General features: G+C 44.5%; 25 protein-coding genes. 16 read left to right on the plus strand and 9 right to left on the minus strand.

Annotated elements, in window-relative coordinates; genetic code table 11:
* Window positions 1-66 precede the first annotated feature (66 nt).
* Window positions 67-1,674, minus strand: a complete 1,608-nt coding sequence (locus MHB80_RS03055) for a helix-turn-helix domain-containing protein (protein WP_341280786.1) — start codon at window positions 1,672-1,674, stop codon at window positions 67-69.
* Window positions 1,675-2,089: 415 nt separating this feature from the next.
* Between MHB80_RS03055 and MHB80_RS03060 the strand changes: the two genes are divergently transcribed.
* The 8 genes from MHB80_RS03060 (at window position 2,090) to MHB80_RS03095 (ending at window position 7,344) form a co-directional block, all read left to right on the plus strand.
* Window positions 2,090-2,458, plus strand: coding sequence for a helix-turn-helix transcriptional regulator (locus tag MHB80_RS03060; protein ID WP_341280787.1), 369 nt, complete (start codon window positions 2,090-2,092; stop codon window positions 2,456-2,458).
* Between the two features lie 22 nt (window positions 2,459-2,480).
* Window positions 2,481-3,302 carry an ImmA/IrrE family metallo-endopeptidase gene (locus MHB80_RS03065; RefSeq protein WP_341280788.1) on the plus strand — a complete coding sequence of 274 codons (822 nt, stop codon included), beginning with the start codon at window positions 2,481-2,483 and terminating at the stop codon, window positions 3,300-3,302.
* On the plus strand, window positions 3,295-4,134 hold the full coding sequence (locus MHB80_RS03070) for a hypothetical protein (protein ID WP_341280789.1): 840 nt from the start codon (window positions 3,295-3,297) through the stop codon (window positions 4,132-4,134). Before MHB80_RS03065 ends, MHB80_RS03070 begins: the two co-directional genes overlap by 8 nt.
* A 371-nt stretch (window positions 4,135-4,505) precedes the next feature.
* Window positions 4,506-4,907 carry a ribosomal-processing cysteine protease Prp gene (locus MHB80_RS03075; RefSeq protein WP_341280790.1) on the plus strand — a complete coding sequence of 134 codons (402 nt, stop codon included), beginning with the start codon at window positions 4,506-4,508 and terminating at the stop codon, window positions 4,905-4,907.
* Entirely contained in the window at window positions 4,904-5,398 is a 495-nt protein-coding gene (locus MHB80_RS03080; protein ID WP_341280791.1) for a hypothetical protein, read from the plus strand. The genes MHB80_RS03075 and MHB80_RS03080 overlap by 4 nt, the downstream gene beginning before the upstream one ends.
* 43 nt (window positions 5,399-5,441) lie before the next feature.
* Window positions 5,442-5,975 carry an isochorismatase family protein gene (locus MHB80_RS03085; protein ID WP_341280792.1) on the plus strand — a complete coding sequence of 178 codons (534 nt, stop codon included), beginning with the start codon at window positions 5,442-5,444 and terminating at the stop codon, window positions 5,973-5,975.
* 128 nt (window positions 5,976-6,103) lie between these two features.
* Window positions 6,104-6,427, plus strand: coding sequence for a transposase (locus tag MHB80_RS03090; RefSeq protein ID WP_341280793.1), 324 nt, complete (start codon window positions 6,104-6,106; stop codon window positions 6,425-6,427).
* A gap of 29 nt (window positions 6,428-6,456) precedes the next feature.
* Entirely contained in the window at window positions 6,457-7,344 is an 888-nt protein-coding gene (locus MHB80_RS03095; RefSeq protein ID WP_341280794.1) for an IS3 family transposase, read from the plus strand.
* 231 nt (window positions 7,345-7,575) lie between these two features.
* Here the strand turns inward: MHB80_RS03095 and MHB80_RS03100 are convergent, their stop codons facing one another.
* The gene (locus tag MHB80_RS03100; RefSeq protein WP_341280795.1) at window positions 7,576-7,974 is read right to left on the minus strand and encodes a hypothetical protein; all 399 of its coding nucleotides are present in this window, start codon (window positions 7,972-7,974) and stop codon (window positions 7,576-7,578) included.
* A 209-nt stretch (window positions 7,975-8,183) separates the two neighbouring features.
* Here MHB80_RS03100 and MHB80_RS03105 point away from each other — a divergent pair, with 209 nt between their 5' ends.
* Entirely contained in the window at window positions 8,184-8,897 is a 714-nt protein-coding gene (locus MHB80_RS03105) for a helix-turn-helix transcriptional regulator (RefSeq protein ID WP_341282844.1), read from the plus strand.
* Between the two features lie 78 nt (window positions 8,898-8,975).
* Here MHB80_RS03105 and MHB80_RS03110 read toward each other — a convergent pair whose 3' ends face one another.
* From MHB80_RS03110 to MHB80_RS03125, 4 genes are all read right to left on the minus strand, one after another.
* A complete protein-coding gene (locus MHB80_RS03110; protein WP_341280796.1) occupies window positions 8,976-9,368 on the minus strand; it encodes a hypothetical protein in 393 nt (130 codons plus the stop codon).
* Window positions 9,369-9,694: 326 nt separating this feature from the next.
* Window positions 9,695-11,041: an Ig-like domain-containing protein gene (locus MHB80_RS03115; RefSeq protein ID WP_341280797.1), complete on the minus strand. Its 1,347-nt coding sequence runs from the start codon at window positions 11,039-11,041 to the stop codon at window positions 9,695-9,697.
* A 204-nt stretch (window positions 11,042-11,245) separates the two neighbouring features.
* Entirely contained in the window at window positions 11,246-11,554 is a 309-nt protein-coding gene (locus MHB80_RS03120) for a hypothetical protein (protein ID WP_341280798.1), read from the minus strand.
* A 38-nt stretch (window positions 11,555-11,592) separates the two neighbouring features.
* Window positions 11,593-12,789 (minus strand): MFS transporter, encoded by a 1,197-nt coding sequence (locus MHB80_RS03125; RefSeq protein WP_341280799.1) that lies wholly within the window; start codon window positions 12,787-12,789, stop codon window positions 11,593-11,595.
* 213 nt (window positions 12,790-13,002) lie between these two features.
* Between MHB80_RS03125 and MHB80_RS03130 the strand changes: the two genes are divergently transcribed.
* Window positions 13,003-14,973 carry an ABC transporter substrate-binding protein gene (locus MHB80_RS03130; protein WP_341280800.1) on the plus strand — a complete coding sequence of 657 codons (1,971 nt, stop codon included), beginning with the start codon at window positions 13,003-13,005 and terminating at the stop codon, window positions 14,971-14,973.
* A 30-nt stretch (window positions 14,974-15,003) separates the two neighbouring features.
* On the plus strand, window positions 15,004-15,573 hold the full coding sequence (locus MHB80_RS03135; RefSeq protein WP_341280801.1) for a nitroreductase: 570 nt from the start codon (window positions 15,004-15,006) through the stop codon (window positions 15,571-15,573).
* A gap of 59 nt (window positions 15,574-15,632) precedes the next feature.
* Here the strand turns inward: MHB80_RS03135 and MHB80_RS03140 are convergent, their stop codons facing one another.
* Window positions 15,633-16,202: a hypothetical protein gene (locus MHB80_RS03140; protein WP_341280802.1), complete on the minus strand. Its 570-nt coding sequence runs from the start codon at window positions 16,200-16,202 to the stop codon at window positions 15,633-15,635.
* A 409-nt stretch (window positions 16,203-16,611) separates the two neighbouring features.
* Here MHB80_RS03140 and MHB80_RS03145 point away from each other — a divergent pair, with 409 nt between their 5' ends.
* From MHB80_RS03145 to MHB80_RS03165, 5 genes are all read left to right on the plus strand, one after another.
* Entirely contained in the window at window positions 16,612-18,258 is a 1,647-nt protein-coding gene (locus MHB80_RS03145) for a helix-turn-helix domain-containing protein (RefSeq protein ID WP_341280803.1), read from the plus strand.
* A 124-nt stretch (window positions 18,259-18,382) separates the two neighbouring features.
* Complete coding sequence (locus MHB80_RS03150) at window positions 18,383-19,402, plus strand: ABC transporter substrate-binding protein (RefSeq protein WP_341280804.1); 1,020 nt, start codon at window positions 18,383-18,385, stop codon at window positions 19,400-19,402.
* A 4-nt stretch (window positions 19,403-19,406) separates the two neighbouring features.
* The gene (locus MHB80_RS03155; RefSeq protein ID WP_341280805.1) at window positions 19,407-20,153 is read left to right on the plus strand and encodes a (2Fe-2S)-binding protein; all 747 of its coding nucleotides are present in this window, start codon (window positions 19,407-19,409) and stop codon (window positions 20,151-20,153) included.
* A gap of 344 nt (window positions 20,154-20,497) precedes the next feature.
* Window positions 20,498-20,818 (plus strand): MazG-like family protein, encoded by a 321-nt coding sequence (locus MHB80_RS03160; protein WP_211720661.1) that lies wholly within the window; start codon window positions 20,498-20,500, stop codon window positions 20,816-20,818.
* Window positions 20,819-20,837: 19 nt separating this feature from the next.
* On the plus strand, window positions 20,838-21,419 hold the full coding sequence (locus MHB80_RS03165; RefSeq protein WP_341280806.1) for a TIGR00730 family Rossman fold protein: 582 nt from the start codon (window positions 20,838-20,840) through the stop codon (window positions 21,417-21,419).
* A 257-nt stretch (window positions 21,420-21,676) separates the two neighbouring features.
* Here MHB80_RS03165 and MHB80_RS03170 read toward each other — a convergent pair whose 3' ends face one another.
* Window positions 21,677-22,099, minus strand: a complete 423-nt coding sequence (locus tag MHB80_RS03170) for a GNAT family N-acetyltransferase (RefSeq protein WP_341280807.1) — start codon at window positions 22,097-22,099, stop codon at window positions 21,677-21,679.
* A 329-nt stretch (window positions 22,100-22,428) separates the two neighbouring features.
* Entirely contained in the window at window positions 22,429-23,343 is a 915-nt protein-coding gene (locus tag MHB80_RS03175; protein WP_341282845.1) for a phosphotransferase, read from the minus strand.
* Window positions 23,344-23,617: the final 274 nt, after the last annotated feature.

Here is a 23,617-nt window from a genome sequence, read left to right on the forward strand (position 1 = left end):
GATGTGTCAGCCAAATGGGAATGGAGAAAAGGGAAGCAGACGTGGACTTTCGCGCATTTCCCTATGTCAGCGAACTACGCCGCGCTCGAACATTTGCAGCATATGCTGCATGGCAAATCCAGTAGACAGGGGAGAGAAGGAGAAATTGTACCATTCTCGATGCCCCACGGTATATATCCGACTTGTAGGGGATGTCATTAATTTTCTCCATCCGGGCTGCTGTAATAAAGCTTCCCGGCTGCTGTCAGCCTGCTCACCTATTTGCAAAATGATGTGATCAGCTCCCAGCCCAGCTAACTGTTCGACTGACAAAATTTTTCCATCGATATGCAGCAGCGACTTTTCAGGTGGAATCAAACCAAGCTCGGTATACAGTATTTTTCCTCTCGATGACTGATTGCCAAACACGATGAGGCCCTCCTGGGTCATACGAGCATAAGCAACCGTTTCATTATTTGTCAGCAGCTTAAGCTGTTCTCGAACCTCATCGCGCTTGTCATCATACCAGCGAATAAAACGATGGGCCTGCTTCTTTTTATCCAAAATCTCGCCCACATCTGTCAGCTCATCCCGCCAATCATTATGGCTTGGCAGCAGGAAGGTGGGGGCAATTCGGCTTAGGGCATCATAGTTTTCATAATCCTTCCATTCTGCAGCCAATATGACATCGGGCTTGAACGGTTTGAAATATTCAGGATCGAAGTGATGGCTGTTGTTCAGCTTTGGTACTTGCTTGAATGCCTCTAGCAAATAACTGGGGAATTCCTGATCCGGAGAAAAGGCAGCAATCGGTATGGTTCCCAGCAGGTACATCAATTCGGGATGAGTGACCGTCGTCCCCAGAATACGCCGATTATGCAAATAAAAACGGGGAGATACACCAACCTTTTGCTTAAACCTTCTACTAAAATAATGCTCATCCTCAAAGCCGACTTTACGGGCGATAGCGTACAGGCTTTCTTTGGACATTGTGAGCAATTCCTTGGCTTTATCGATACGCAGTCTGATTAAATAATCGCTCGGATTTTCACCGGTTATTTCCTTAAACAACGTTGTATACCAACGTCTGCTGAGCTGCGCGATGCCCGCCAAATCTTCAATTGTAATGGCTTCATCGTAATGAAGCTTTAAATATTCGATCGTGCTCTCGACGGCATGGCGAGGGTCAGCATCGGTTTGCGAAGCATGGGAATCCATCAGCAGATAGATAAGCTTCTGAAATAGAAACTGGTTTTCAAGCAGCTTCTGCATGTCTATGAAAGTGGAAGGCTCTTGAAGCTTCTGCACCATAGCCCGGAGTGAACGAGGAGTATGCGACACGGTCTCATATTGAAAATAAGCAAATGTTTTGACGGAAGCCGCTGACAGTTTATGATCCGCTCGGCTGAGCTGAACAACTTCACATGCAATGATGCTGATGTCCAATAAATGACTGCCTTGATTCGTTATCTGCAACGACTGCCCCGGCTTTATTATGAAATGAGTATCGGCTGCCAAAATAGGCTGACTGTGCTTATGATCTACTTGGACCTTCGCTGTGCCGCCTAGCACAAATAACAGCTGATGCTCGTTTTTCGGTGGAATAAGGACTAGCCCCCCTATAGGGACGGCATCCTTTGCTACTTTTGTCATCGTCACGAACAGATCCTGGAACGGAACATTTTTGCCGGACATGTAGGCGCCTCCTAGCTAGTAATAAAAGCTTATGTTCGATTTCCTGTTAATCATAAAATCGCTGTCGTGGCTGTGATTAAAGCCGATATTTCCAATATTCATAAGCTCCTCCATAGGTACGGGTATGCCCATTGTATATTCCGGCTGCTGCGTTGTAAATATAATTTGCACAATAGGTTAGTAGAAGCTCATGATGTAGAGCATCACTCTTTCCCCTTTCGCTACAAAAAAAGCTTGCAAAATATGCACCCTTTTTTCGGACTCCTGATAGCATTCAAAAAAGGATAAAAAAGGAGGTATATTTTCAGGGAATCGGCATATACTAATAAAGTTTTTACATTGTTGTAAAAAAGAATTTTACAATTACGTATAGGGGAAGATATAATATTGACTATATAGAGAAGAGAGGTGTGATATGATTATCAATTTTTTTGAACATCAAAAAAAAATTGCAAAGAACTTAGTTGCTTTCATTCGATTACATGGTTATTCGAAGCGTTCATTATCCATACTAACAGGTATATCTCGACCAACGATTGATCAAATTATTAAAGGTGAGAGTCCTAATCAAACGACGTTTAACACGCAAATTTCGAAAATTAATGAAACCTTTCAATTACCAGCGGACTATCTGATTACGGTACAAGTTATACCCGTTCAGTCACCACCACTTGCTTATGCTTATTCAGACTATGGTGATATCGATAATAATAGGAGTGATAAAGCCATAAATCTATTGGAGGGTTTAGATAACATACTTGATATTTACTCAATCTATGTTTAATGAAAGGTGGAAAACAAAATAAGTGAGAATAACAAGTGAAAATTTAGATGAAACCATTAGCCTAAACGAACAAATTGATCGACAAGTACAAGAGCACATTCGTTACATTGAAAGACGGTTAATTAAGTGGAAATCTCTCCCGATTGAGGAACAAGCGTTAGGGATTTTAAAGGAACACAATTTGGTCGAAATTCCCATTCCTGATGGGAACTGGGGAGGAGCTATTCGGAAATTTCATAGCAACAAAGCCGTGCCTATTATTAATACGGCACAACCAAGAATCTACCAGTACTTTATTTATTGGCATGAAATCTATCATTTAACCGAAAATGAAGAAATCAATAGTCACAACGAAGAAAATTATAATATCATGACAGAGTTTGACCTCAACGAACGTAAAGCAGACTATTTTGCCAGCCAAATGATTTTTGGATATGCGGACCTACTTAATTACTTCTACTCTCTGGAGTATGAGGATTTTATCGTGAAAATTGCCCATTGTATGAAATCGTTTAAAGCACCTTACAAGGCTGTTTTAATTCAATTGTATCAGATCGCAAAAAAGAATAATAATGAACAACTCCAAAATCAAATCAAATTGTATTTTGATAAGAAATGGACACCAGATGATTGGAAAACTATTTTTCAAGAACATGCTTTGGATGATAACTTAATTAAACCTTCATTTGTAACAAATCTCAATTCAATTATTAATGCGATCAAGAATCAGATTCTGCAACACCCTGATGTAGAGTTATTTAAAGATAACTTAAAGGTCGTAAAAGAATGGGAGGAAAAGTATAAAAATGTTCAAAGGGAACTAAAGGAGCGGTCGAATGAGTAGCTATCGGGACATCGAAGGTCAATTACGAGGAAAAACGAATGCTAAAATATTGATATTGGACACAAATAATCTCCAATTTTATTACCAGCATCAAGATACCTTACCTCCAAGCGATTTATTTCAGCCTTATGATATGGTTTTTATCCCAGGTTGGGTACACGCCGAGTACGTACACCACACTGGTAAATCGGAGTATGTAACAAGTATCCCAACCGCTATTCATTATATTGATGAGTTTGAAGATTATTTACCGATGGTTGGCTATCAGGATACAAGATTGATGGAATTGTTTCGACTGGCCTCTCCTTATGGTGAAGCTCAAAGGTTTTTTGGTCAATACAGACGGATGCCAGCAGATGAGTTGCCTGATGATTGGATTGAGCTGTTTTATGAACAGGGGTTCACAACGAGACAAACAGGTGCGCTAACGACAAAGAAAAATGCTGGAGAGGTTTCTATCCTTACGTTGGCGTTCCTCTTGTGTTCTCATTATCGAGATGAAGTTTCTAATATATCTATTGCAACAAGTGATTTTGGAATCATTGCTTTGAAGAAAAAATTGCTGTGTGAAGCAAACTCTCCATCGTTAAATTTAGATGTGTCTCCAGTTCCACCTCTCTCCTATTTGAGTACAGACGTATCTCTTTTTCAAGCTATTAAAACAGGTATTATTCTGCCTGATCATATTCAGCGGATGCGTCCTAATCCCAAGTCCTCCATTTATGTTGAACATTTTGGGGATGGAAGCTCAGCATTGCATGAAGCTGTGGTGGACACTCCTTCCTTTATAGAGATTTGTAAAAATCCTGATAAATACAAAATCATTTTTTGATTGAACTTATAATCTAGAACATCACAGAATTACATAATAGTAAAAGTAAAGAACCTTTTTCAGAAAAGTTGAGGTTCTTTTTCTATTTTAGTTACTTGTGCGGTATTAATGAAGTGTTCTTCGTGAAATGGTCAATACGCTCGACCGTGCAGTTCGAGTAGAGCTTAAGGGCGAATTTCCGCTAGCCGAGGATGCGAGTATATATTATGCAAGGCGGTGAGGGGGAAATAGGTTTAACGTCTGTCTTACCTTCAAATCAGCTATACGTAGGTTGAATAGCATGCTATAGTCAAATTTAAGCAGCAGCAGGGGGATTATCCCATTTTCAATAGCGGACTTAGCATTCTTTAACTATCGAGGAGATGGATTTCATGGAGCATGATGATATCAACATAAGAATGGATAGACAAAGGGACATATTAGCAGAGGAACATAGAGATCCTTTCGTAATAACCTTTTTCACCTTCGCCAATCAGGATATTTATGGTTTTGTAGCTAAGGGCAGCACGGGATTTTCCAAATATGGCTTAGATATTATTGCCGCAGCCGTGTCCACGCTTACCATTAATGCCGTTAATTCTATCAATGAATTTACAGATGACAGTCCTGAGGTAGACATGGGCAGGAACTATATGAAATGCATCATTCATGAAAAAGTCAGTCGAGATTCGCAAATTTTATTGCGATCACTCCGGCTAGGTATGGAAGACATTCAGCGATCCTATGGCGAACAATACTTAGTAATTGAGGAAATAAGGGTGGGGAAGAGTTGAGTTATGATCTTCATATTACAAAGGCAGACCATTGGGTAAACAGCGACAGTAACCCGATAACAGAGGAGGATCTAGCCCGAATTGCTCATTTTCTTGATGCTAACGAGCAAATTCCTTTCTTATTTCAAAGGGGGAGGCTTACCTTGTGTGGTGCAAATGGAAATATAATCAACTTAATGATCGCAATAGCTTCCCCAATAAACGCTATTGTCCAAGGAGACGATGGTGAAATTTATACAGCATCAGATTCAAATTTGAATTCATCAGCATGCAGAGATATACCACAACATAAACTACCTTCTCCAAAAATAGATACGCTAGAAGCTCTGGATCTAGGTGATCAAATCTGGCATCGTAAATTTGGTAGAGGGACAATTCTCAAAATTATTGGTGAAGGTCTGGATACAGAATTAACCGTGAAATTTGCGGACTTTGAAATGCCAAAAAGAATTTTGTTATATTATTCACCGATCATAGCATCTAAGCCTTAAAAAATATTCGTGACTACTAAATTATAAAATGGAGGGAAAACGGATGAAACAAGCGTTAATCGTTATTGATGTGCAGGAGGTTTTTTTTAACTTGCCAGAAAATTACCTACATCAGAAAGAGGATTTGGTGCTCCGCATTAACCAATGGATTGCGGCTGCTCGCAGTGCAGATGTTCCAGTGATTTTTATCCAGCATACGGTATATGACAACGTAAATGGCGCACTTTACGTAGATTCACCGGATTGGCAGCTCTACCACGAGCTGGATATTAAGCCAGGGGATGCCGTCATCCGAAAAACAACATGGGATTCGTTCCACAACACCGAATTGCCCGTTTTATTGGAGGGTAAATCAATTGAACAGCTTATTTTTGCTGGAGCACAAACCGAATTTTGTTTGGATACAACGATTCGAGCCGCGTACAGTCGTGGCTATAAGTCTAATATTTTGGCGAAAAATAGCCACAGCACCCTTGCGAATGCGGTTCTGACTGCACCTCAAATCATTGAGCATCACGAGCACATTTGGAATGGAAGGTTTGTCACCATTCGTGGATTGAATGAGCATGTATTTTAACCCTAGACCTAGACCACGCAGCTCTGGAAGCTCGATCCTTTTTTGGAGGACTGGGCTTTTTAGCCCCCTAATCCACTTGGACACTTTCAATCCCTTCAGCTAAACTACAAGAAGTGGAGGAAGTATCCATGAAAAGACGATTTCGGTGCACAGTGCAAACGAAGAAGGAGTTTGTAGTGGAGGTGCTGTTGGGGTATCGGATAGAGGTGGTAGCCCGTCAGCATGGTCTCTCCCCCAAAACACTCGGAAACTGGGTTCGCCAATATCAAGATGAGGTGGATGACCTTATGGAAAAAAAGCAAAAAGAGGACAAGCAGCTCCAGCAAGATGCTGCACAGTTCCAAGACCTCCAGAAGAAATACGAGGACGCCGTTAAACTGTTGGGTGAAAAAGAACTGGAGATCCATGTCCTGCGAGACCTGGTTAAAAAAAAGTATCCCGACTGGAAGTAGCGAACCATTGGATTGGACAAGGCTACCCCGTGCGTACCGTGCTGCGAATTTGTGGGGTTCCTCGTTCCACCTACTATTACCGTCTCCTGCATCCAGAGCCTCAGCGTCCTGCTGGTAAAGGCCGTCCCGTACCGGGATTTTCATACGACCAGACAGGGACGCAGGTGACGGATGGGCGCATTCAGACGTGGCTGCGGCGCTTGGTACAGGGACCCAATGCGGCTTTTGGTTACCGAAAGCTCACCGTCCTTTTGCGGCGAAAACACGGGCTTCTCATTAACAAAAAGAAGGTGTATCGGCTCTGTAAATCCCTGAATCTGCTGGCTCCAAAGCGGGAGAAAATGAGCGTGGTCCCTCGAAAGATCGCAAACAACCGCGTGGTCACTGGCGCCAACCAGCTCTGGCAGATGGATATTAAGTACGGATACGTAACGGGTCAGCGCAGACACTTTTTTTTGGCTAGCATCATCGATGTGTTTGACCGGAATATTGTTGCCTACTACCGGGGTTCTACCTGCCGCACGCCAGAGATCCTGAAAACCATACAGAAGGCAATAGAAGCCCGCAAGGTGGGTCAAAGGGAGATCCCGCTGATTCTTCGCACAGACAATGGCCCCCAATTCATCAGTAAAGCCTTCCATGCGTATTGTGAGCAGGTGGGGGTGGAACACGAGCGAATCCCGCCTCGTACCCCGAACAAAAATGCATTTATTGAGTCGTTCCACAGTATTTTGGAACGGGAATGCTACCAGCGCCACTGTTTTGAAAGTAATGAGGAAGCCTTTGCCGAAGTGGACCGTTTCGTTCACTATTACAATCATGACCGTATTCACGGCAGTCTATATGACTGGCCTCCAACGGAATATCTACGCAGGGTCCAAACGGGAATGCTATCTCCTAAGACCCTTGCGCTTTAGTACGATTTTGCGAGAATGAATGGGCTAGTGTCCAATTTTAGGGGGTTAAACCGTGGGTTTCCGCTATTGTGGATTTTTCTGCGAATTCAGGCCGCAAGCGGACAGGAAAGCCTTTATCGCCCTCATTATCCTGTAAAAATATCCATTTCTAGGGCATTAGCGGCTCCTGTGTCCGCAGGTAGTGCCTTAACCCGTGATCCTGTTAAATAGCGGCTTCTGTGTCCGCCAAGTTTAACTTTGCGCAGACGCACTAGATTGTATTCGCTCTATCTCATATCCCATCTCCATCATAGCGGCAAGTCCGTCCTCGATGACAACCGTCTTTGATCCGTCCCACCAACCACTGCTTAAACCATATAAGATCCACTCCCGAACCCGCCTTGGATGATTGAGATTGTAAACCTCATCAGGCATGTTGTTACGATTATTAGCCAATATAAATCCCGAATTCAGTGGACACCCAGCGATAGGATCATCCCATGTGCGGATGCGAATGTGCATAGGGTTGATTTTTGATTCCTTTAAAAAAATTTTCAGTTCATGAACACATGTCTGGCCTTCCACGCGCATCAACAGCGTATATTTATAGTCTACCCCTTCAATTGCTATACTGCGCAGCTTGTTCGACAACTTGATCACCTGCTTATATGAATTCTACTAACCTTCGTAATCTTATTCTAATATGCCTCGCAGCCAAAATGAAATATCGCCTTTTTCACATTAACAATTAAATTTCTGATATACGCCATATAAAAATGACCGCTGATGAAGTAATGGAAGGCCACCGCCTGCCCTCCAGCTGTGTTCTATATAGTACACGCGGTAGTGGTGCAAGTGTGATGCTGGATCGCGGCATCTATCAGGCCGAACCGTTCTTCCTGCTGCATGGAGCAAAAGAAATGCGGTTGAATATCGGCACAAATGAGCCATTCGAGTATTATTTGCTGTTTTACCGGACAAAGCCCGTATTTTTGCGCTGGAAGGAAATTGGCAGGCTGCTGGAGCGCAGCAACCCTTTTAATATTCAATACGGTTTCCAGCCCTGTGAGCCGTTGGGCCTATATAACTGTCTTTGCGAATTGGAGCGTACATGGGTGGCGGGGGAGAAGCTGGGAAGATTGCAGGCGACGGGACTGTTCTATCAGTTCATCCATGAGCTGTTGTGGCAGTTGAGGTCGGAGGAGAAAAATATCGCAAAAACCGATTTTGTCACGAGTGCCACTCGCTATTTGCATGATTATTACCAAGACAGCATAACACTGCAGTCGCTTGCGGAGAGGCTGAATTATAGCGTTCGCCATTTGGCAGTCAGCTTCAAGCAGCAAATCGGTGTCAGTCCCATTGAATATTTAATCCGCATTAGAATCAGCCACGCCTGCAGACTGCTGGTGGAGACAGATGCTTCACTGCGCGATATTGCCTCACAGGTGGGTTATCCCGATGTGTATTATTTTAGTCGTATTTTCAAAAAACAGACCGGCTTGTCGCCTGCACGCTATCAGACTAAAGAACGCCAGCAGCGAGCAGCAAAGGATCGTCCATTTATTTTATAGAAGGAACAGAGACTGTGAGGCGAATCTGCCTCGGCTAATCGAGGTAGATTCGAATGAATGGGCGTCCATACAGGCAGTTTACAAATTGCCGTAAATCACAATTTCATCAGCCTGCTCCAGCACCTCACGAACCCAGGCGGTGAACGAATGAATGAAGGCAAGCTGGCCAGGGTCTTCTACAGACAGGGCATCGAGCTCCTGTATGACCTGTTCCCAGACCGCTTTCGGAATGGGGTTGTCCCAGCAAGGATCGAAAGCAGCATAAATCTCGCCTGTGCGTATATCGGCAAGCGGGTATTTTTTCTGAATAAATGGCAGCATATCGCTGAAATCTTCATCATAAATAAAAATTCGATTATTTGCTGCTGCTTCGTCATAACGGATGGGGCTAAAGGAATAGCCGATCCCATTTTTAGGCCCACTGTAACGATATTTCATGGTGCGGATCGTTTCCGCCTTCTTTTTACCCATGGCTTCTTCGGCCTCCTATTGTTACTTAATTTATGTAAATCGTTGGTATTATAGCACAAAGCTCAAGTAGAGAAGAGTTCTAATAGATTTACACGGGCGATGTGATTCACAAGCAAAGACCTATATAAAGGAACAAATGGTTACTTGACTTGCCTTATTAACCTTCCTGCCCTGTGAAGGCTGATCGCCACAAATAAAGTAGGAAGCTACTTTCAAAAAAAGAGCCAACGCCGCGATAGATCGCAAGCATTGGCTTTTGTTTCGTACCGTATTTGATATGCATTTATTATGCATATAGTCTGCTGTTACAATCTCATATTTAATGTTTAATGAGGCTGATAAATCTGATAAGCAAAGTGGTAAAGCGTCGTTTCATTTGAACTCAAAACAGCATTATTGGAGCTGAACTGGATCGGAATAATATCAAAGTAATGGTAGGATACCCAGTTATCATAGCCGTAAAGCCCAACACCAGGCTGAATATTGGATATGGTGGCAGTGAAGCCGCCGCTGGAATTAGTCGTCGTAGTGGCCGTATAAAGCAGATTGTTAAGGACGGTTCTGATGCTCACGGTAATAGGGACATTAGCAGCTGCATTGCCGCTTGAATCTCTAGCTGATCCCGTCACGGTTATATAGTTTTGAATACGATATTTATTCCCATATCCATAAGTCATATAACCTGAAACGTTAGGATCAGAGGTGATGCTTGTTACCGTGACAACCGAAGCGGCATTGCTCACGCTGAAGGTGTAAGGCTGTGAAGCATTGAACGAAGAAGTGCTTAATACTCTAAAATAATAGGTGCCGGCACTCATGTTATAGGTTCCACTTGAATTTTGGTTAATGGTAGCAAGCTGGTTTAAGTTCTGATTATAAATATTAACCTGATAGGTGGTGCCAGCCGCCGGATTGTTGAATGAAATCGTATATTGCTTAGCGGTGCTTACGGTAAATTTGATCCAGTCCTCGTCAAAAGCGTTGTCGATCGTCTGGCTGACGGTGAAGGCGCTCGTTTTTGCCTTGGCATACACATAGTTGTCATCAGGCTCGGCGCTGTCATAGACAGAGGATTGAACGACTGTGAAATAGAATGGATTGCTTGCATCAAAGCCTGATACCGTATTTACAGCCAGATAATAGATGCCTGCTGGAGCAATCCGGCTTACCTGCTCATCCATTTGCGGCCCATAAACCGAATAATATTCCTCTACCAATTGCAAGGTATCTAAATCTAAGCGGAATAAGTGCAAATCATAATCGACAGATGCGGATTGCACCGTTTGTAAAAAAGCAGTCAGCTTGCTAGGCGCGGTCGTTTGGAAATTAAACCACTTCTGCCCGCCAGCTTGGTCAATATAATCAAAGTAGACTTGGCCCGTATTGATCGTATAGGCGTTGCCAGGGTCGGTATTGTATACCGCCTGAGTGACGGAGTCGAGGGAGCGCTGCTGTAGGCTTTGTGTCGAACTAGAGATGACTGAAGGTGCAGGCAAGGCATCATTAAGGTCAAGCTTGCTGCTTTCAGGAATGTCGAAGGAAGGCAATTGTGTGCTGCTGGTTGTCAGACTTACCTCGGGAATGGCCTGGGCATTCGCGCTAGGCATGAAGGGAAACCCGCCAAATACTGACGTGACTAGTAGAGAAACCGCCAATAAAATCCGCTTGAGCATGGTAAACTCTCCTTTTTATTCTAGTAGACTACAAGAATAATCATTACATATTTATCTATTTTTTACAATTTTATTTTTGTGAACCTTTTGTTAAAATTTATACAATTAAAGAAGAAAAACGCGAGAAATAGCCCCCGCATCCATGTTGTAGTGGAGGTGGGGGCTGCTTGTGCATGAGGTAATCGTTTAGAATGGGCTCGAAAACTACTCGTTCACGACATCAGCGACGAGCTCGCTTGCAACCTCAATGACTTTAGGAATGACCACATCGTTCGTACCAGAAACGTATATATCCCCTTGATAATGCCGGAAGGGAATCGAAGCATCGCCAATGCTCCACATGAAGAAATCTCCCTCAATGGACATGGTGGTAGCCCCTGTTACGGTAAATACCGATGTATACGAAAAATCGGGCTTGGACGCAAAATATTGTTTGCATTCTTCCAAAGAAATCGTCAGTGCCGACGAATTGTTATTCTGCAAGGCTCTTGTAATGCGATAGCGTTTGCTCATTGAAAACCCTCCAATTTAAGATGTGGAATGACTATTTTTTAGTTGGCAGCTTTGCGTTCTGTCATATAGGTTGCCAGCCCCAGCGTTAGTGCTAGCCCGACAAGCACAGCCCCGACCCACGGGAGTGCATTTAAGGACAGATGGGTGATGACCCAGCCCCCGATAAAAGCGCCGACAGCATTTCCTAAATTACCTGCGGAATGGCTGGAGGTGGAGGCGAGGGCGGGCGCCGCTTTCGCCAGGCTCATAATCCGGACCTGCAGCCCGGGCATGACCGCGAAGGAACCGGCTCCCCAAAGGAAAATCGTCACAACAGCCGCTATAGGGCTATGAATCGTAAAAGTTAAGATGGCCAAAATGACCGATATGAAAACATAAAGTCCCAATATGGCAGGCATTAGCTTCCAATCGGCAAGCTTGCCGCCGACGATGTTGCCAAGCGTTACACCGCAGCCGAAAAGCACTAAAATCCACGTGACGCTGTGCTCTGCAAAGCCTGACACCTGCGTAAGCAGCGGTGTAATATACGTAAAGACGGCGAATAACCCGGAGTTGCCTAGCGCGCAGATTAGCAGGAAGACAAGAAGCTTGGGTCTGGCAAGAGCGGCAAGCTGCTGAACGATGCTCGCCGTTTGTTCCTGCTTTATTTTTGGAATGAAGATCAGTATGCCTGCCAGGGCGATAACGCCCATGATGGCAATGGCTCCGAAAGAGGCGCGCCAGCCCATGTTTTGTCCGATAAAGGTGCCGAGAGGAACGCCTATAATATTGGCAATCGTCAGCCCGGCCATCATGATGGATACGGCTCCGGCCCGTTTATTTGGCGGCACGAGATTAGAGGCAATCACTGCTCCGACGCCGAAAAAGGTTCCATGTGTCAATGCGGTAATGACACGCGCGCCCATCAGGACGGCATAGCTCGGCGCAAAAACCGAGATGACATTGCCGAGAATGAATAAAATCATCAGCAGACATAGCAGTTGCTTTTGCGGGATTTGTTGCGTGAGCATGGTTAATATGGGAGCGCCGATTGCTACGCCAAGCGCATACATCGTAATTAGCTGTCCAGCAGCCGAAATGCTGACATGCAGGTCTGTGGCGACATTAGGCAGCAGCCCCATAATGACAAACTCGGTCATGCCAATGGCAAATGCTCCGACAGTAAGCGAGAGAATCGAGACGGGGAACGGCTCTTTGGCGGCTTGCTTCTGGGTCAAACGTTGAGAGAACTCCATGATGTAAATGACAACCTTTCTGCTGTGCAAACTAAGAGTCCAATCTTTACAATATGTATCCAAGCAATTAGACCTATTTCATCATTATTTAGGTTTTTGAGTGTAATATCAAGCTATTTATAAATGGCGTTAAACAAATTTAAGTTGTAGCTGAGAATTATTCTCGATAAAATAGAGAGGCATACAGATCTGGACTTTGCGGAAGGTGAAACGATGGATGTAGAACAGCATGTTAAGCTTTGGAATCAGGCTTCTATTAAAATATTAGATATTCGGCATCTGGTTATGCGCGCTGGGGAGCAGGTGAAGGGCTACCGGCTGCCAGCCAGCGGTTTTATCTACACAACAAGAGGCGGCGCACAGGTTGCTCTGGACGGAAATTCCTATGAGGTGAACAAGCTGCAGGTGCTGCACGGCGGCAAGGGCATAGGTCTGGATATTTCCGATGTCGAGGACTGCTTCGAATATTATATGATTTATTATCGGGCCAGCCTTCCGCTGCCCAGCAGCAGAGAGCTTAAAGCGCTGCTGGAGCAGCAGCTGCCTTTTCACATTCAGTACGCCTTCGTTCCCAATTATCCGATTGCTTTATACAACTATGTTACAAGCCTTGATCAAATATGGAGACAAGCGGATGCGCTCTCTAAATTTCAAGTCAAAACCTTATTTTATCAATTTGTCCACGAGCTGTTGCGGCAGCTGGATACACAGGGCATTCCAACGATTAAGCCTAATATCGTAACGCAAGCTGTCCGTTATCTTAACGAGCGATATGCAGAGCCGATTATGGTGGATGGGTTGGCGGAGCTTTTGGATTGCAGTTCGGGGCATTTATCAAGAATGTTTAAAAAAGAGACAGGAAGCAGCCTCATTGAATATTTGACCCGCATTCGAATCAATAAAGCGAGAGAGCTCCTTTTGCATACCGATGCGTCCCTACAGACGATTGCGGAAAGCGTAGGTATCCCAGACGCGATGTACTTCAATCGTATTTTCAAAAAATATGCAGGCATTTCGCCGGGACGCTTCAAAACGAACTACGTTCATTTGCCATTCGATCAGTATAATGCTACGGGTAAGTCAGAATCCTCCATTGTCAGGCGTACCTTTCGCCGTTATATTCATAATGGTGATAATCATTATCAATATAAACAAAAAGGGGATTCACGCATACCAATGAAACCGAAACAGTCGATTACGCTACTTCTTATGCTTAGCCTTACTCTATTACTGTCAGCATGCTCTGGCACAACAAACACAACTGCTGCGAGTGGCAATAGTCAAAGCAGCAGTGCAGCGCAGCAAACAAATAGCGAGCAAGCCACTCAGCCGCCATCTACGCAGGAAAAAGTCATTAAGCATGCATGGGGAGAAACGGTTATTAAAGGGGAGCCAAAAAATATTATCTCTTTATTTCCCGCCGCTACCGATTATTTGCTGGCGCTTGGCATCGTGCCGCAGGCGGCATCAAGCAATGAAGAAGGCAGCGATCAATTTCCGACCTATCTTGCCGATCGCCTGCAAGGGCAGAAAAATTTAGGCTGGCAGGTGGAGCCGAATTTTGAGAGTATTTTAGCTTTGGAGCCAGACCTGATTATTGGTCAAGATTTTATGGGCGAAGCTTTCGCTAACTTAAATAAAATTGCCCCTACGTTGTTCGCGGAAAAAGTGAAGGATGAGCAGGGCATCATTCGAATGAAAACGAGTCTCCTTAAAATCGGTGACATGCTCGGAAGAACGGAGCAGGCGAATCAGGTCATTGCGGAATACGAGAAGCTGGCTGCAGAGGGCAAAGAGAAAATTAAGCAAGCGATCGGTGATGAAACAGTTATGTTTTTGCGCCTGTCCGATAAGGAAGTGCGCTATTATAGCAAACGGAACTATGAAGTTCTTTATGACGATTTAGGCTTGCAAGCGCCAGCGTCTATACCGGACCCAGCCGAATCGATGCAGGTGATCTCGCTAGAGAAGCTGCCGTCTATTAACCCAGATCACATCTTTTTATTATCCTCCGATCCTACAGAAACGACTGAAATGCAAAAGACTGAAGTGTGGAAAAGCTTGAAGGCCGTTCAAAATAACCATGTTCACTTGGTGGATTATGGCCTATGGTTTCAAGGTCCCGGCGGCCCCATCGGCCAAACGAAAATTATCGAAGAAACGGTTCAGTTTCTTACCCAATAAGGGAAGGCGAGAAGAGGAGGGTGGTGCGAAATGGCCATATCGGCAATTGAGCAGCTAATTCGCGAAAGAAGAACGATACGTCAATTTAACGGGCAGACATTGGCGAAAGAAACCGTCATCAACCTGTTGGATGCGGCAGTATGGGCTCCGGTTCATTCGCGCAAGGAGCCTTGGCGATTCATTTTGTTCATGGGCGCAGGAAGGCAGCAGTTTTCAGATGCGGTGCTGCATACGTTTTCGGAGGACGAGCGGGAAAAATGGGGACAGAAGCTGCAGCTTGATTATTGCGAACGCATGCAAGCCCATTTGCTCATCGTCATAGAGGCCGACGCTAGGCAGCGCGTGTGGGAGGATGCTGTTGGGGCAGGCTCCGCGCTGATTCAAAATATCCAACTGCTGGCGTGGGAGCAGGGAATCGGCGTCGTATGGAAGACGAATGAATACAATTTTGACCCGGATTTTTGCAGGCTTACGGGCGTGAAGCCAGGCGAACGCATTATTGGCACGCTGCATCTTGGTTATTTTGATCCCGATAAGACACCTAAGCCTAGACCTCGCACACCGGTGGGGAAACTGTTAACCTGTGTTACGGGGGAATAAAAGATATTTCGTTCCGTTTATGAAAAAATAAGGGATCCCGACTTCTTCCGGGATCCCTTTTATGCCGTGCGAAACGAGCTTGCCGCGGCTATGCTGGTCTGACAGCCCACATAGGAATTCAAATATCCATGATACACCAATTCCAGCGTGGGCGTATGCTGCAGATCGCCAGGCGTTACGAGCAGTGGCGACTTGTCGATCAGGATCATTCCGCTTCGCTGGAACATCGTCGCCACGAATTGCGAGCAGAAGTACGAATGCTTGCGCTCCCATTCAATATTGAATACGACACCTAACATCCCGACCAAATTATAGCTGTACAGATCTTGATTTTGCTCAAAATGCTGTACTTGATTTCTTAGATTGTCATAAACCACGGGGCTTACCGTGCAGCGATAAAGGGCGCACATCGACTCACCGAAAAACGTGCTCGTTACATCCTCCCGCACGAATCCTCCGAAGAACGGATTATTCGGATTTTTCCTGCCGAAGCTGTACACTTCGCGCAGGTCCGAATCGAAAGCAAGCGAAGCGTGATTCAGCGGATCCTTCGTGAACGATCGGATAATCTTGGTTAAGACGGTTCCCGTGTCCGTTAGAAGTACGTAAATTTCTTTTTCTATACTCATTCCATATGACCTCCACATTCAAGAACGTACGTCTACTCTTAACTTTAATACAGGACAGAATGCTGTGGAACCTTCTAAGGTAATAGATGTTCCCCGACCATGGTCTAGTTTCATTGGTGACATCATTCCACACTTCATTGTATTCAGGCAAAGGAATATGGAAAAAGGCGAGTGACGGGAGTGGAAGCCCATTATTTTCCAAGTTATTCGATCGGATTGTTTTTGATACCAACTAATTCGAAATGCTTCATATTTTGTTAAAGGTTATATCTTCGCGATATCCCTTGATTTTCCTGCTATAACCCATAAAGAGAATAGACTTTAGGGTGAGAATCGTTGTATTTCTTATCGTGGCTTATTCCTATAAAATGATAAGCATAAAGCGGATGAGAAGAAGGTGGCGAGCAAAATGTCTGATCATGAATACGGCTTGCAAGCGGGCAAATATGAGCTGCTGGACAACATGTGGTTCAAGCTTAGAGGAGTCGAGAAAAATAATAGCGACTCGGGGAGCTGGTCGTTTCGGCTGCAGTTCATTGAATCGCATATGCTGCTGCTAATAGCATCCGGCAAGGGCTGGATTACCGTGGACGGCCGGTATTTGGAGCTAAGGGCAGGCAGTGCTTTTGTTTGTACGCCTGGTCAATTAATCGAGGCCTTTCTTGAGGCTCCGGGCGAGCGCGGACTATACGTTGTGCGCTTTGATGTATTTGCACAGCCTGAAACTTCGGAGCGGCAAACGCAGAACGAACCGCAGCTCCCAAATCTGCGGTTTCCCATCGAAGGAGAAATCGTGGCATCCTCCATGATTGAATGGTGTGCACTTTGCGAGGCAATAGGCAATTCTATGAAAAGCGAGGATCATTTACAGCGACTGCGCGGCCAAATTCAGTTTTATGAGCTGCTGTACAGCCTGCTGCGAGATGGCCAGCGCGTATGGGACACGGATTCCGAGGCTGCCATGGAACGTGCCAAGCTATATATGGAACAGCATTACCGCGAGGAGCTGACAATTGAGCTATTGGCGCGGGAGGCTGGAATTAGCTCGCGGCATTTTATCCGGCTGTTTAAGCAAACCTATGGCTGGAGTGCCATTGAATATTTGGCGAGATATCGCATTAGGCAAGCCCAGGAGCTGATGAAGCCCGATTCGGAATACCAGCTTAAGGATATCGCGAGCTACGTCGGTTATCCGGATGAGCTGTATTTTCGGCGCAAATTTAAAAAAATAACGGGCACGCCGCCGGCTGCATATATGAAAAATGCTAAAAAAAGGATCGTGGCTTATCATGCCAATATGATCGGACATTTGCTGGCGCTGCATATTACGCCTCATGCGGCTCCAGCCGACCATCCATGGACCGAATATTACCGCCGAAAATACGACATCGATTCGGTTCTGCCCCTGGCGCAGGAGGATGATGTGAAAATAGAGCAGATCCGCAAGTCGAATCCGGACTACATCGTCGGGCTTAAAGAATTCACGAGCGCGGAAGCGAAGAAAAAGCTGGAAGAGCTGGCGTCAACTTATTTAATACCGCGGCTGGAGCATAATTGGCGAATGCAGCTAAGATTGCTTGCGGAGTGGCTGGACAAATCCTCAGAAGCGGAAGCCTGGCTCGATCAGTACGAACGAAAAACACGTGCTGTGCGGGAGCAGGTGAAAAAAATATGGGGTAAGGATCGTCTGCTCATTGCCCGATTATCAGGGCAGGCGATTCACATTTTGGGCAGCAGAAGCTTGGGCGAGGTGTTTTATGACGATCTCAAAATTACGCCAGCGGCGGGCATTGTTCCAGATCAGCCCGAGCAGCAATGGACACGGGATGAGCTGATGCATACGGATGCAGATAGGCTGCTGCTCATTGTAGATGACGATGCATTGGCACAAGCGGCCTGGCAGGAGCTGCGGCAGGCAGAGGCATGGGGGCAATTGAAGGCAGTTAGAAACAAGCGAATCGACTATCTTCCTTCTTACCCATGGACCGAATATACAGCGTTCACGCAAGATTTGGTTTTGGACGAGGTGTTAAAGCTTTGGCGTAATCGTGCATAAAATGTTGGCGAGATCGTCGATAGGCGAAGAGGAACGTATCCGTTATACTCCTAACAGTGATGTTGATTCTCATTTTCAAAAGAGAAATTAGACATATCGATCGCTCAGGAGGGTACAGAAAAAAATGAAACAATCGAAGACAGGATTACTGCTAGTCATGATCGCGCTGCTGACGCTAGTGATGGCTGCTTGCTCAGGCAGCAATGGACAAGGAAATACGACCGCAACAGCATCGCCATCCGCATCGCCAGAGGCGGCCCAATCATCCAGCCAGCCAAGTGCGACGGCAGAGGATGGCGTTCGTACTGTAGCAAGCGAGAAAGGCGAAATCACGATTCCGGCAAATCCTAGCAAGGTGATTGGGCTTTCCGTTGTGTATCCGGAATTTCTGCAAGCCTTGGGCGTTACGCCAATTGCCGTGCAAAATTTTCATCCGGAGTTCCCGGTTTATTTGGAGGAGCCATTCAAAAATACAACTAAAATGGGCATCGCCACGACGCCTGATTTTGAAAAAATATTAGCCGCTGAGCCTGATCTGATTATTGCTCCGATATGGTGGTCAGACAAAGACTACGATCAGCTTACGAAGATTGCACCAACTGTATTGCTGCCGCAACGCGATGACTGGCGTGATGAGCTGAAGGACATTGCCGGCGTATTAGGCAAGCCAGAGGCTGCGGATAAGGTCATTCAAGATTTAGTTGATCAGGAACTGGCAGCCAAAGAGAAGCTCGATACAATCGTTGGCGACGAAACGGTCATGTATATGATGATTATGCCGGATGGCATTGTTCTTTATGGCGAAAATATTGATCGCGGCAGCTTTGTTCATAAGACGCTGGGGCTTAAAGCGGTTGAGAATTTCCCTCAGAATGAGCTTTCCATTACGATATCGCTCGAGAAACTGCCGGAATACAACCCGGATCATATTATCTTGCAGATGAATGATGATAGCAATGAAACCATCCAGCAATATTACAAGGAAATCCAAAGCAGCTCCTTATGGAAAAACATGACGGCCGTGAAGAAAAATCAGGTTTATCTGGTAGGCGGAGAGGAATGGTTTAATCTGGGCATGTCCCCTCTGGCGAACAGCTATGCGATAGATGCCATTCTTCAGATTTTTGAAAATAAAGGCCAATAGAGGAATGTCTTTATCGGAGAAATTTTTTGTTACTTCGGTGGCAGCAGAAAACACGGTATTGAGCTATACGCTGGTGGAGCTGAGCGAGCCGCAAAATGCTGAGCTGCTGCTCCGAGAGTATGCACCGATGCTTGGGACCGAGGACATGCGCGCAGCAGCAGCTTTTTTTTGCAGCTGGTATGCGGGCGTTTGTGGAGCCATGCACAGCATGCTCGCCGCCGCAGTTAGTAAAGCAGCAGCTTTACAGAATACGAATATGTCGGTTCAGCTCAGCCGAATGGATGGTATGCCGCTGTTTTCCTTTCGTATTCATGAGGGCTGGAGTGAGGATATTCCCGCCGCGATTTCTGCCGAGGCACCTGCTGGAAATGCTCAAGCCGCGTTAGCTATTTTTTACCGGGATGAAGTGAGGCCGATTGTTGCTGCGCTTTCGCAGGCCTCAAAAACCCCTGCTGCTTTGCTGTGGAAGCAGATTTATAATTCGCTCTATGACTATATGGAGGATGAAGCTATGGAGGCAGCCAATGAGGAGAGCCAGGCAGCAGTCCGCGAGCGTTTCAGGCGTTGGACTTGGGACATGGAGCCGGAAATTTTCGGGCTGCGCCGCAATCCTTTTCGCATGACGCCCAAATTTATGGCACATCCGTCTGCTCCCGATCAGATGATATTTGTGAAGGCGACCTGCTGCCTCGCCTATCGGCTCGCAGCGTTTCGTGGCTATTGCGGCAACTGCCCAATTGTGCAGAGATAGAGTGTCTGACTATATGGCTTAACTAAAATTGCATGATACAAAGAAGAAGGTCTGCTTGCTCATATAGAGGGCGCAGGCTTTCTTTTGTTATTGAGTCAATTGCTTTGTTAGCTTGCCTAGCAGTTAAGCGAAGGATGCTACTGTCAGAAGAAAATAAATTTCTAGACTGAAAAATAAAGAATTTGACTAACGATGTTTCATTAAGCTAACAGGCAGATTAGTTCCAATGATTAATTCACATAAAGCAACCGATGAAATTGGCTTAATAGATTATTAAACTTCAATATGCTATTATTATTTTCGAGTTTTTGAGATCGAGCAATCTTGTTATGTTGGAGGGAAACATGGATATCATTGAATTTCAACAATGGGTTAAGGAATATTACAAGAATCGTAACTGGTCAGACTTAGATATATTTGTCCGAATTGGATTTCTTGCTGAGGAAACTGGGGAAGTAGCTCGTGCAATTCGTGCATTAGAGATTGGTAGGGATCGTCCAGATGAGGTTGCAGGCACATTTCAAGAGAATAAGTCTGAATTAACAGAAGAACTTGGAGATGTTTTGGGCAATCTCATTGTGATCGCCAATAAATATGATATTTCGCTTGAAGATATCCTGATATCGCATAAACAAAAGCTTCAGGCACGTTATTCAGAAAATTAAAATAAATGGGAGATGGGTTATGAAATCAATCGCTGTATTTTGTGGTTCTAGTGAAGGAGCTTCTTCAATTTATAAAGAAAACGCACTTAAATTAGGACAAGAGCTTGCCAAACAACAAGTCACTCTAATTTACGGTGGAGCTAATGTCGGACTTATGGGTATTGTTGCTGATGCTGTGCTGGAGCATGGAGGTTCTGTTATTGGAGTACTCCCTCAATTTCTCCAAAACCGTGAGATAGCGCATACGGGCTTAACAGAGCTTATAATGGTGGATTCGATGCATGAGCGTAAAGCAAAGATGGCGGAATTGGCAGATGGGTTTATTGCTCTTCCTGGTGGACCTGGAACATTAGAAGAGTATTTTGAAATCTTCACATGGGGTCAGTTAGGATTGCATCAAAAGCCATGTGGATTGCTGAACATCAATCAATATTTTGATCCACTTGTATCCATGTTTGATACTATGGAACGCGACCATTTCATGCAATCGAAGTATCGTGCTATGGTCATTACAGATAATACTCCAGAAGGGATTCTGAAGCAGTTCTCGATTTATAAGGCTCCTTCAGTCAAAACGTATCTCACCGAACCGCGCACTTAATTTTTGAACTTTATTTACCTGAAATTATATTGTAATAGCCCATTTGAGCAGAGGCAGCCAAACTACGGCTGCTTTTTCATTACGCTAACGGGAAAATATAGTTGAATGATATACATTGATGAGTAGGCGCTACGGAAGCCCGTTTTTTCATTGAGCTAACAGGCAGTTTAATGGGGAAAACAATGAGAATATTGACACTAATTTTTTCGCAAGTTTTGGGTTATTTGTGCCACCAAAAAGAAATGAGTGGTGTCGATCTAAATTTCTTTATCGAGCACAAGCTGCGATTTTTTTATTGTAAAACCAATTCGATTATAGAATTGGACGGCATCTGATCTAGTCTGATTGGTACGCACTCTAATTTTTGTGAATCCGGATTCTGCTGCCCATTGCTCACATGCTTGTACTAATTGTTTGCCAATCCCATTTCCTCGATAGGCACTGTCGACGACAAGTCCAGCTATTTCAACAAATGGTGGCGATTCGATTAAAAAACGTACATGTGCATGAATCCAACCGAACAAAACGTGGTTTGATTTCATCACATAAACAATATGGTCGTTGTGGTTAGAGATATATTTGAGTCTCTCTTCAAGTTGGGAGACATCCACTGGATAGCCCAATTGGCTTGAAAGCCTAGCGATCTCTTGGGAATCTCTTAGAAACGCTTTTCTAATCAAAATAACAACATCCTTTCGATGCAAGATATCAAATTGAATTCTAGCATAGATGTCTAATAAGTGTATAGAACATTTGACCATGCTATCGTTAAAATGAACGAGACATGTGTCCCTTCAATATCCCTCATTGTTACATTAGAGTAAGCGTTGAAGATGAAGGGAGCTAAAGTTATACTTGTGGCTGCGAAGAACTGAGCCACCATTGAGCTAACGGCGAACGATAGCACAATAAAATAGCGACAGTCTAGGACTATATTTTCTCGTCCTTGGCTGTCGCTGTTTCAATTTGTAGGGTCAGTCTAACGTATCCGTTAGCGGAATGACATTTCTTAATCAGCGAGAGCACGTTTTATGATCGTTTTTGCTTCAGCAACCAACTTTTCATCTTTATAATCAATTGCCTGCATCATGATCAAAATGGGAATGTATATGGCTATTAATCGGGCTAATATCTTCGTTTCTTCATCGACATCCCCATATTCTTTGAAAAAGTCTGAACGTGCATCCGGAGGCAAAAAGCTATACGCGACATTCAAGTCGCAAGCAGGATGTCCGATATTGATATCGCCCCAGTCGATAATCCCTGAAACTATTCCATTCTCGTCTACCAGCATATTTTTAAAATGAAGGTCTCCATGGAGGAATACGTTTTTGGGGTTCACTTTTTTAGTCCCAAGCTGTTCCAAATAGTTCGATAATTCACGATACTCTTCTTCACTAAAATGAAGGGCAAGGTTGGAAATGAAGCTATGCAACTTTTCTTTACGCATTGCAATATCAATCAAATTTCTGTGGTCATGTTGAACTCCATTTTCTTGGGCAATTTGCACAGGGAATGCATGTAAGCTTTTTAAAAATTGCGCGAGCGTTGTTGCTGATAACGCACGTTGCTTGTCAGTTAATCCGATTGGAAACTTTCCTGATAAATAGGGGTAGCCTAGGAAAGGCGCAGGATAATTATAATCCCCTTCCCCAAAAAATAGCGGTATCGAATATGCAATGGAACAATAATCTTTAAGCTTAGGTAGTACCTTTCCTTCCATCCTTAAACTATTCATTGCAACTTCTCTTCTTGGAAAGCGAAATACATATTCGGCCCCAACAAGAAAAACAGTATTATCCCAGCCGTATCCTAGTTTTTGTACGCTTTGTGAAGCTAACTGTGGAAACTGACTGCTTATTAATTTATGAGCTAATTCTTCTGATACTTCCCATTCCGCATCCCATTGATTCGTACTTCCCATACCCATTTATCGACTCCCTCACGAAAATAGAAAATAGGCTCGACTAGCCTGTTCCATTTACAACATCATATCATTAATTTGTTCTTCTGTTCGAGAACAACCTTACCGTCTGTTCCTCTATCCTTCCCGTTAGTTCAATAAAAAGGACGCTCCCGCGCATTCGCTTGGGCTACGTCCTCCTCATTATATCCATTTCCAATTACTAATTAAAGAACGTACGCGGGTAGCATGTAGTGCTTAAACAGGGGACTTATCTTAACCTAAGCACTAAGAA

This window comes from Paenibacillus sp. FSL H8-0537, from assembly GCF_038051995.1.
Lineage (GTDB): Bacteria > Bacillota > Bacilli > Paenibacillales > Paenibacillaceae > Pristimantibacillus.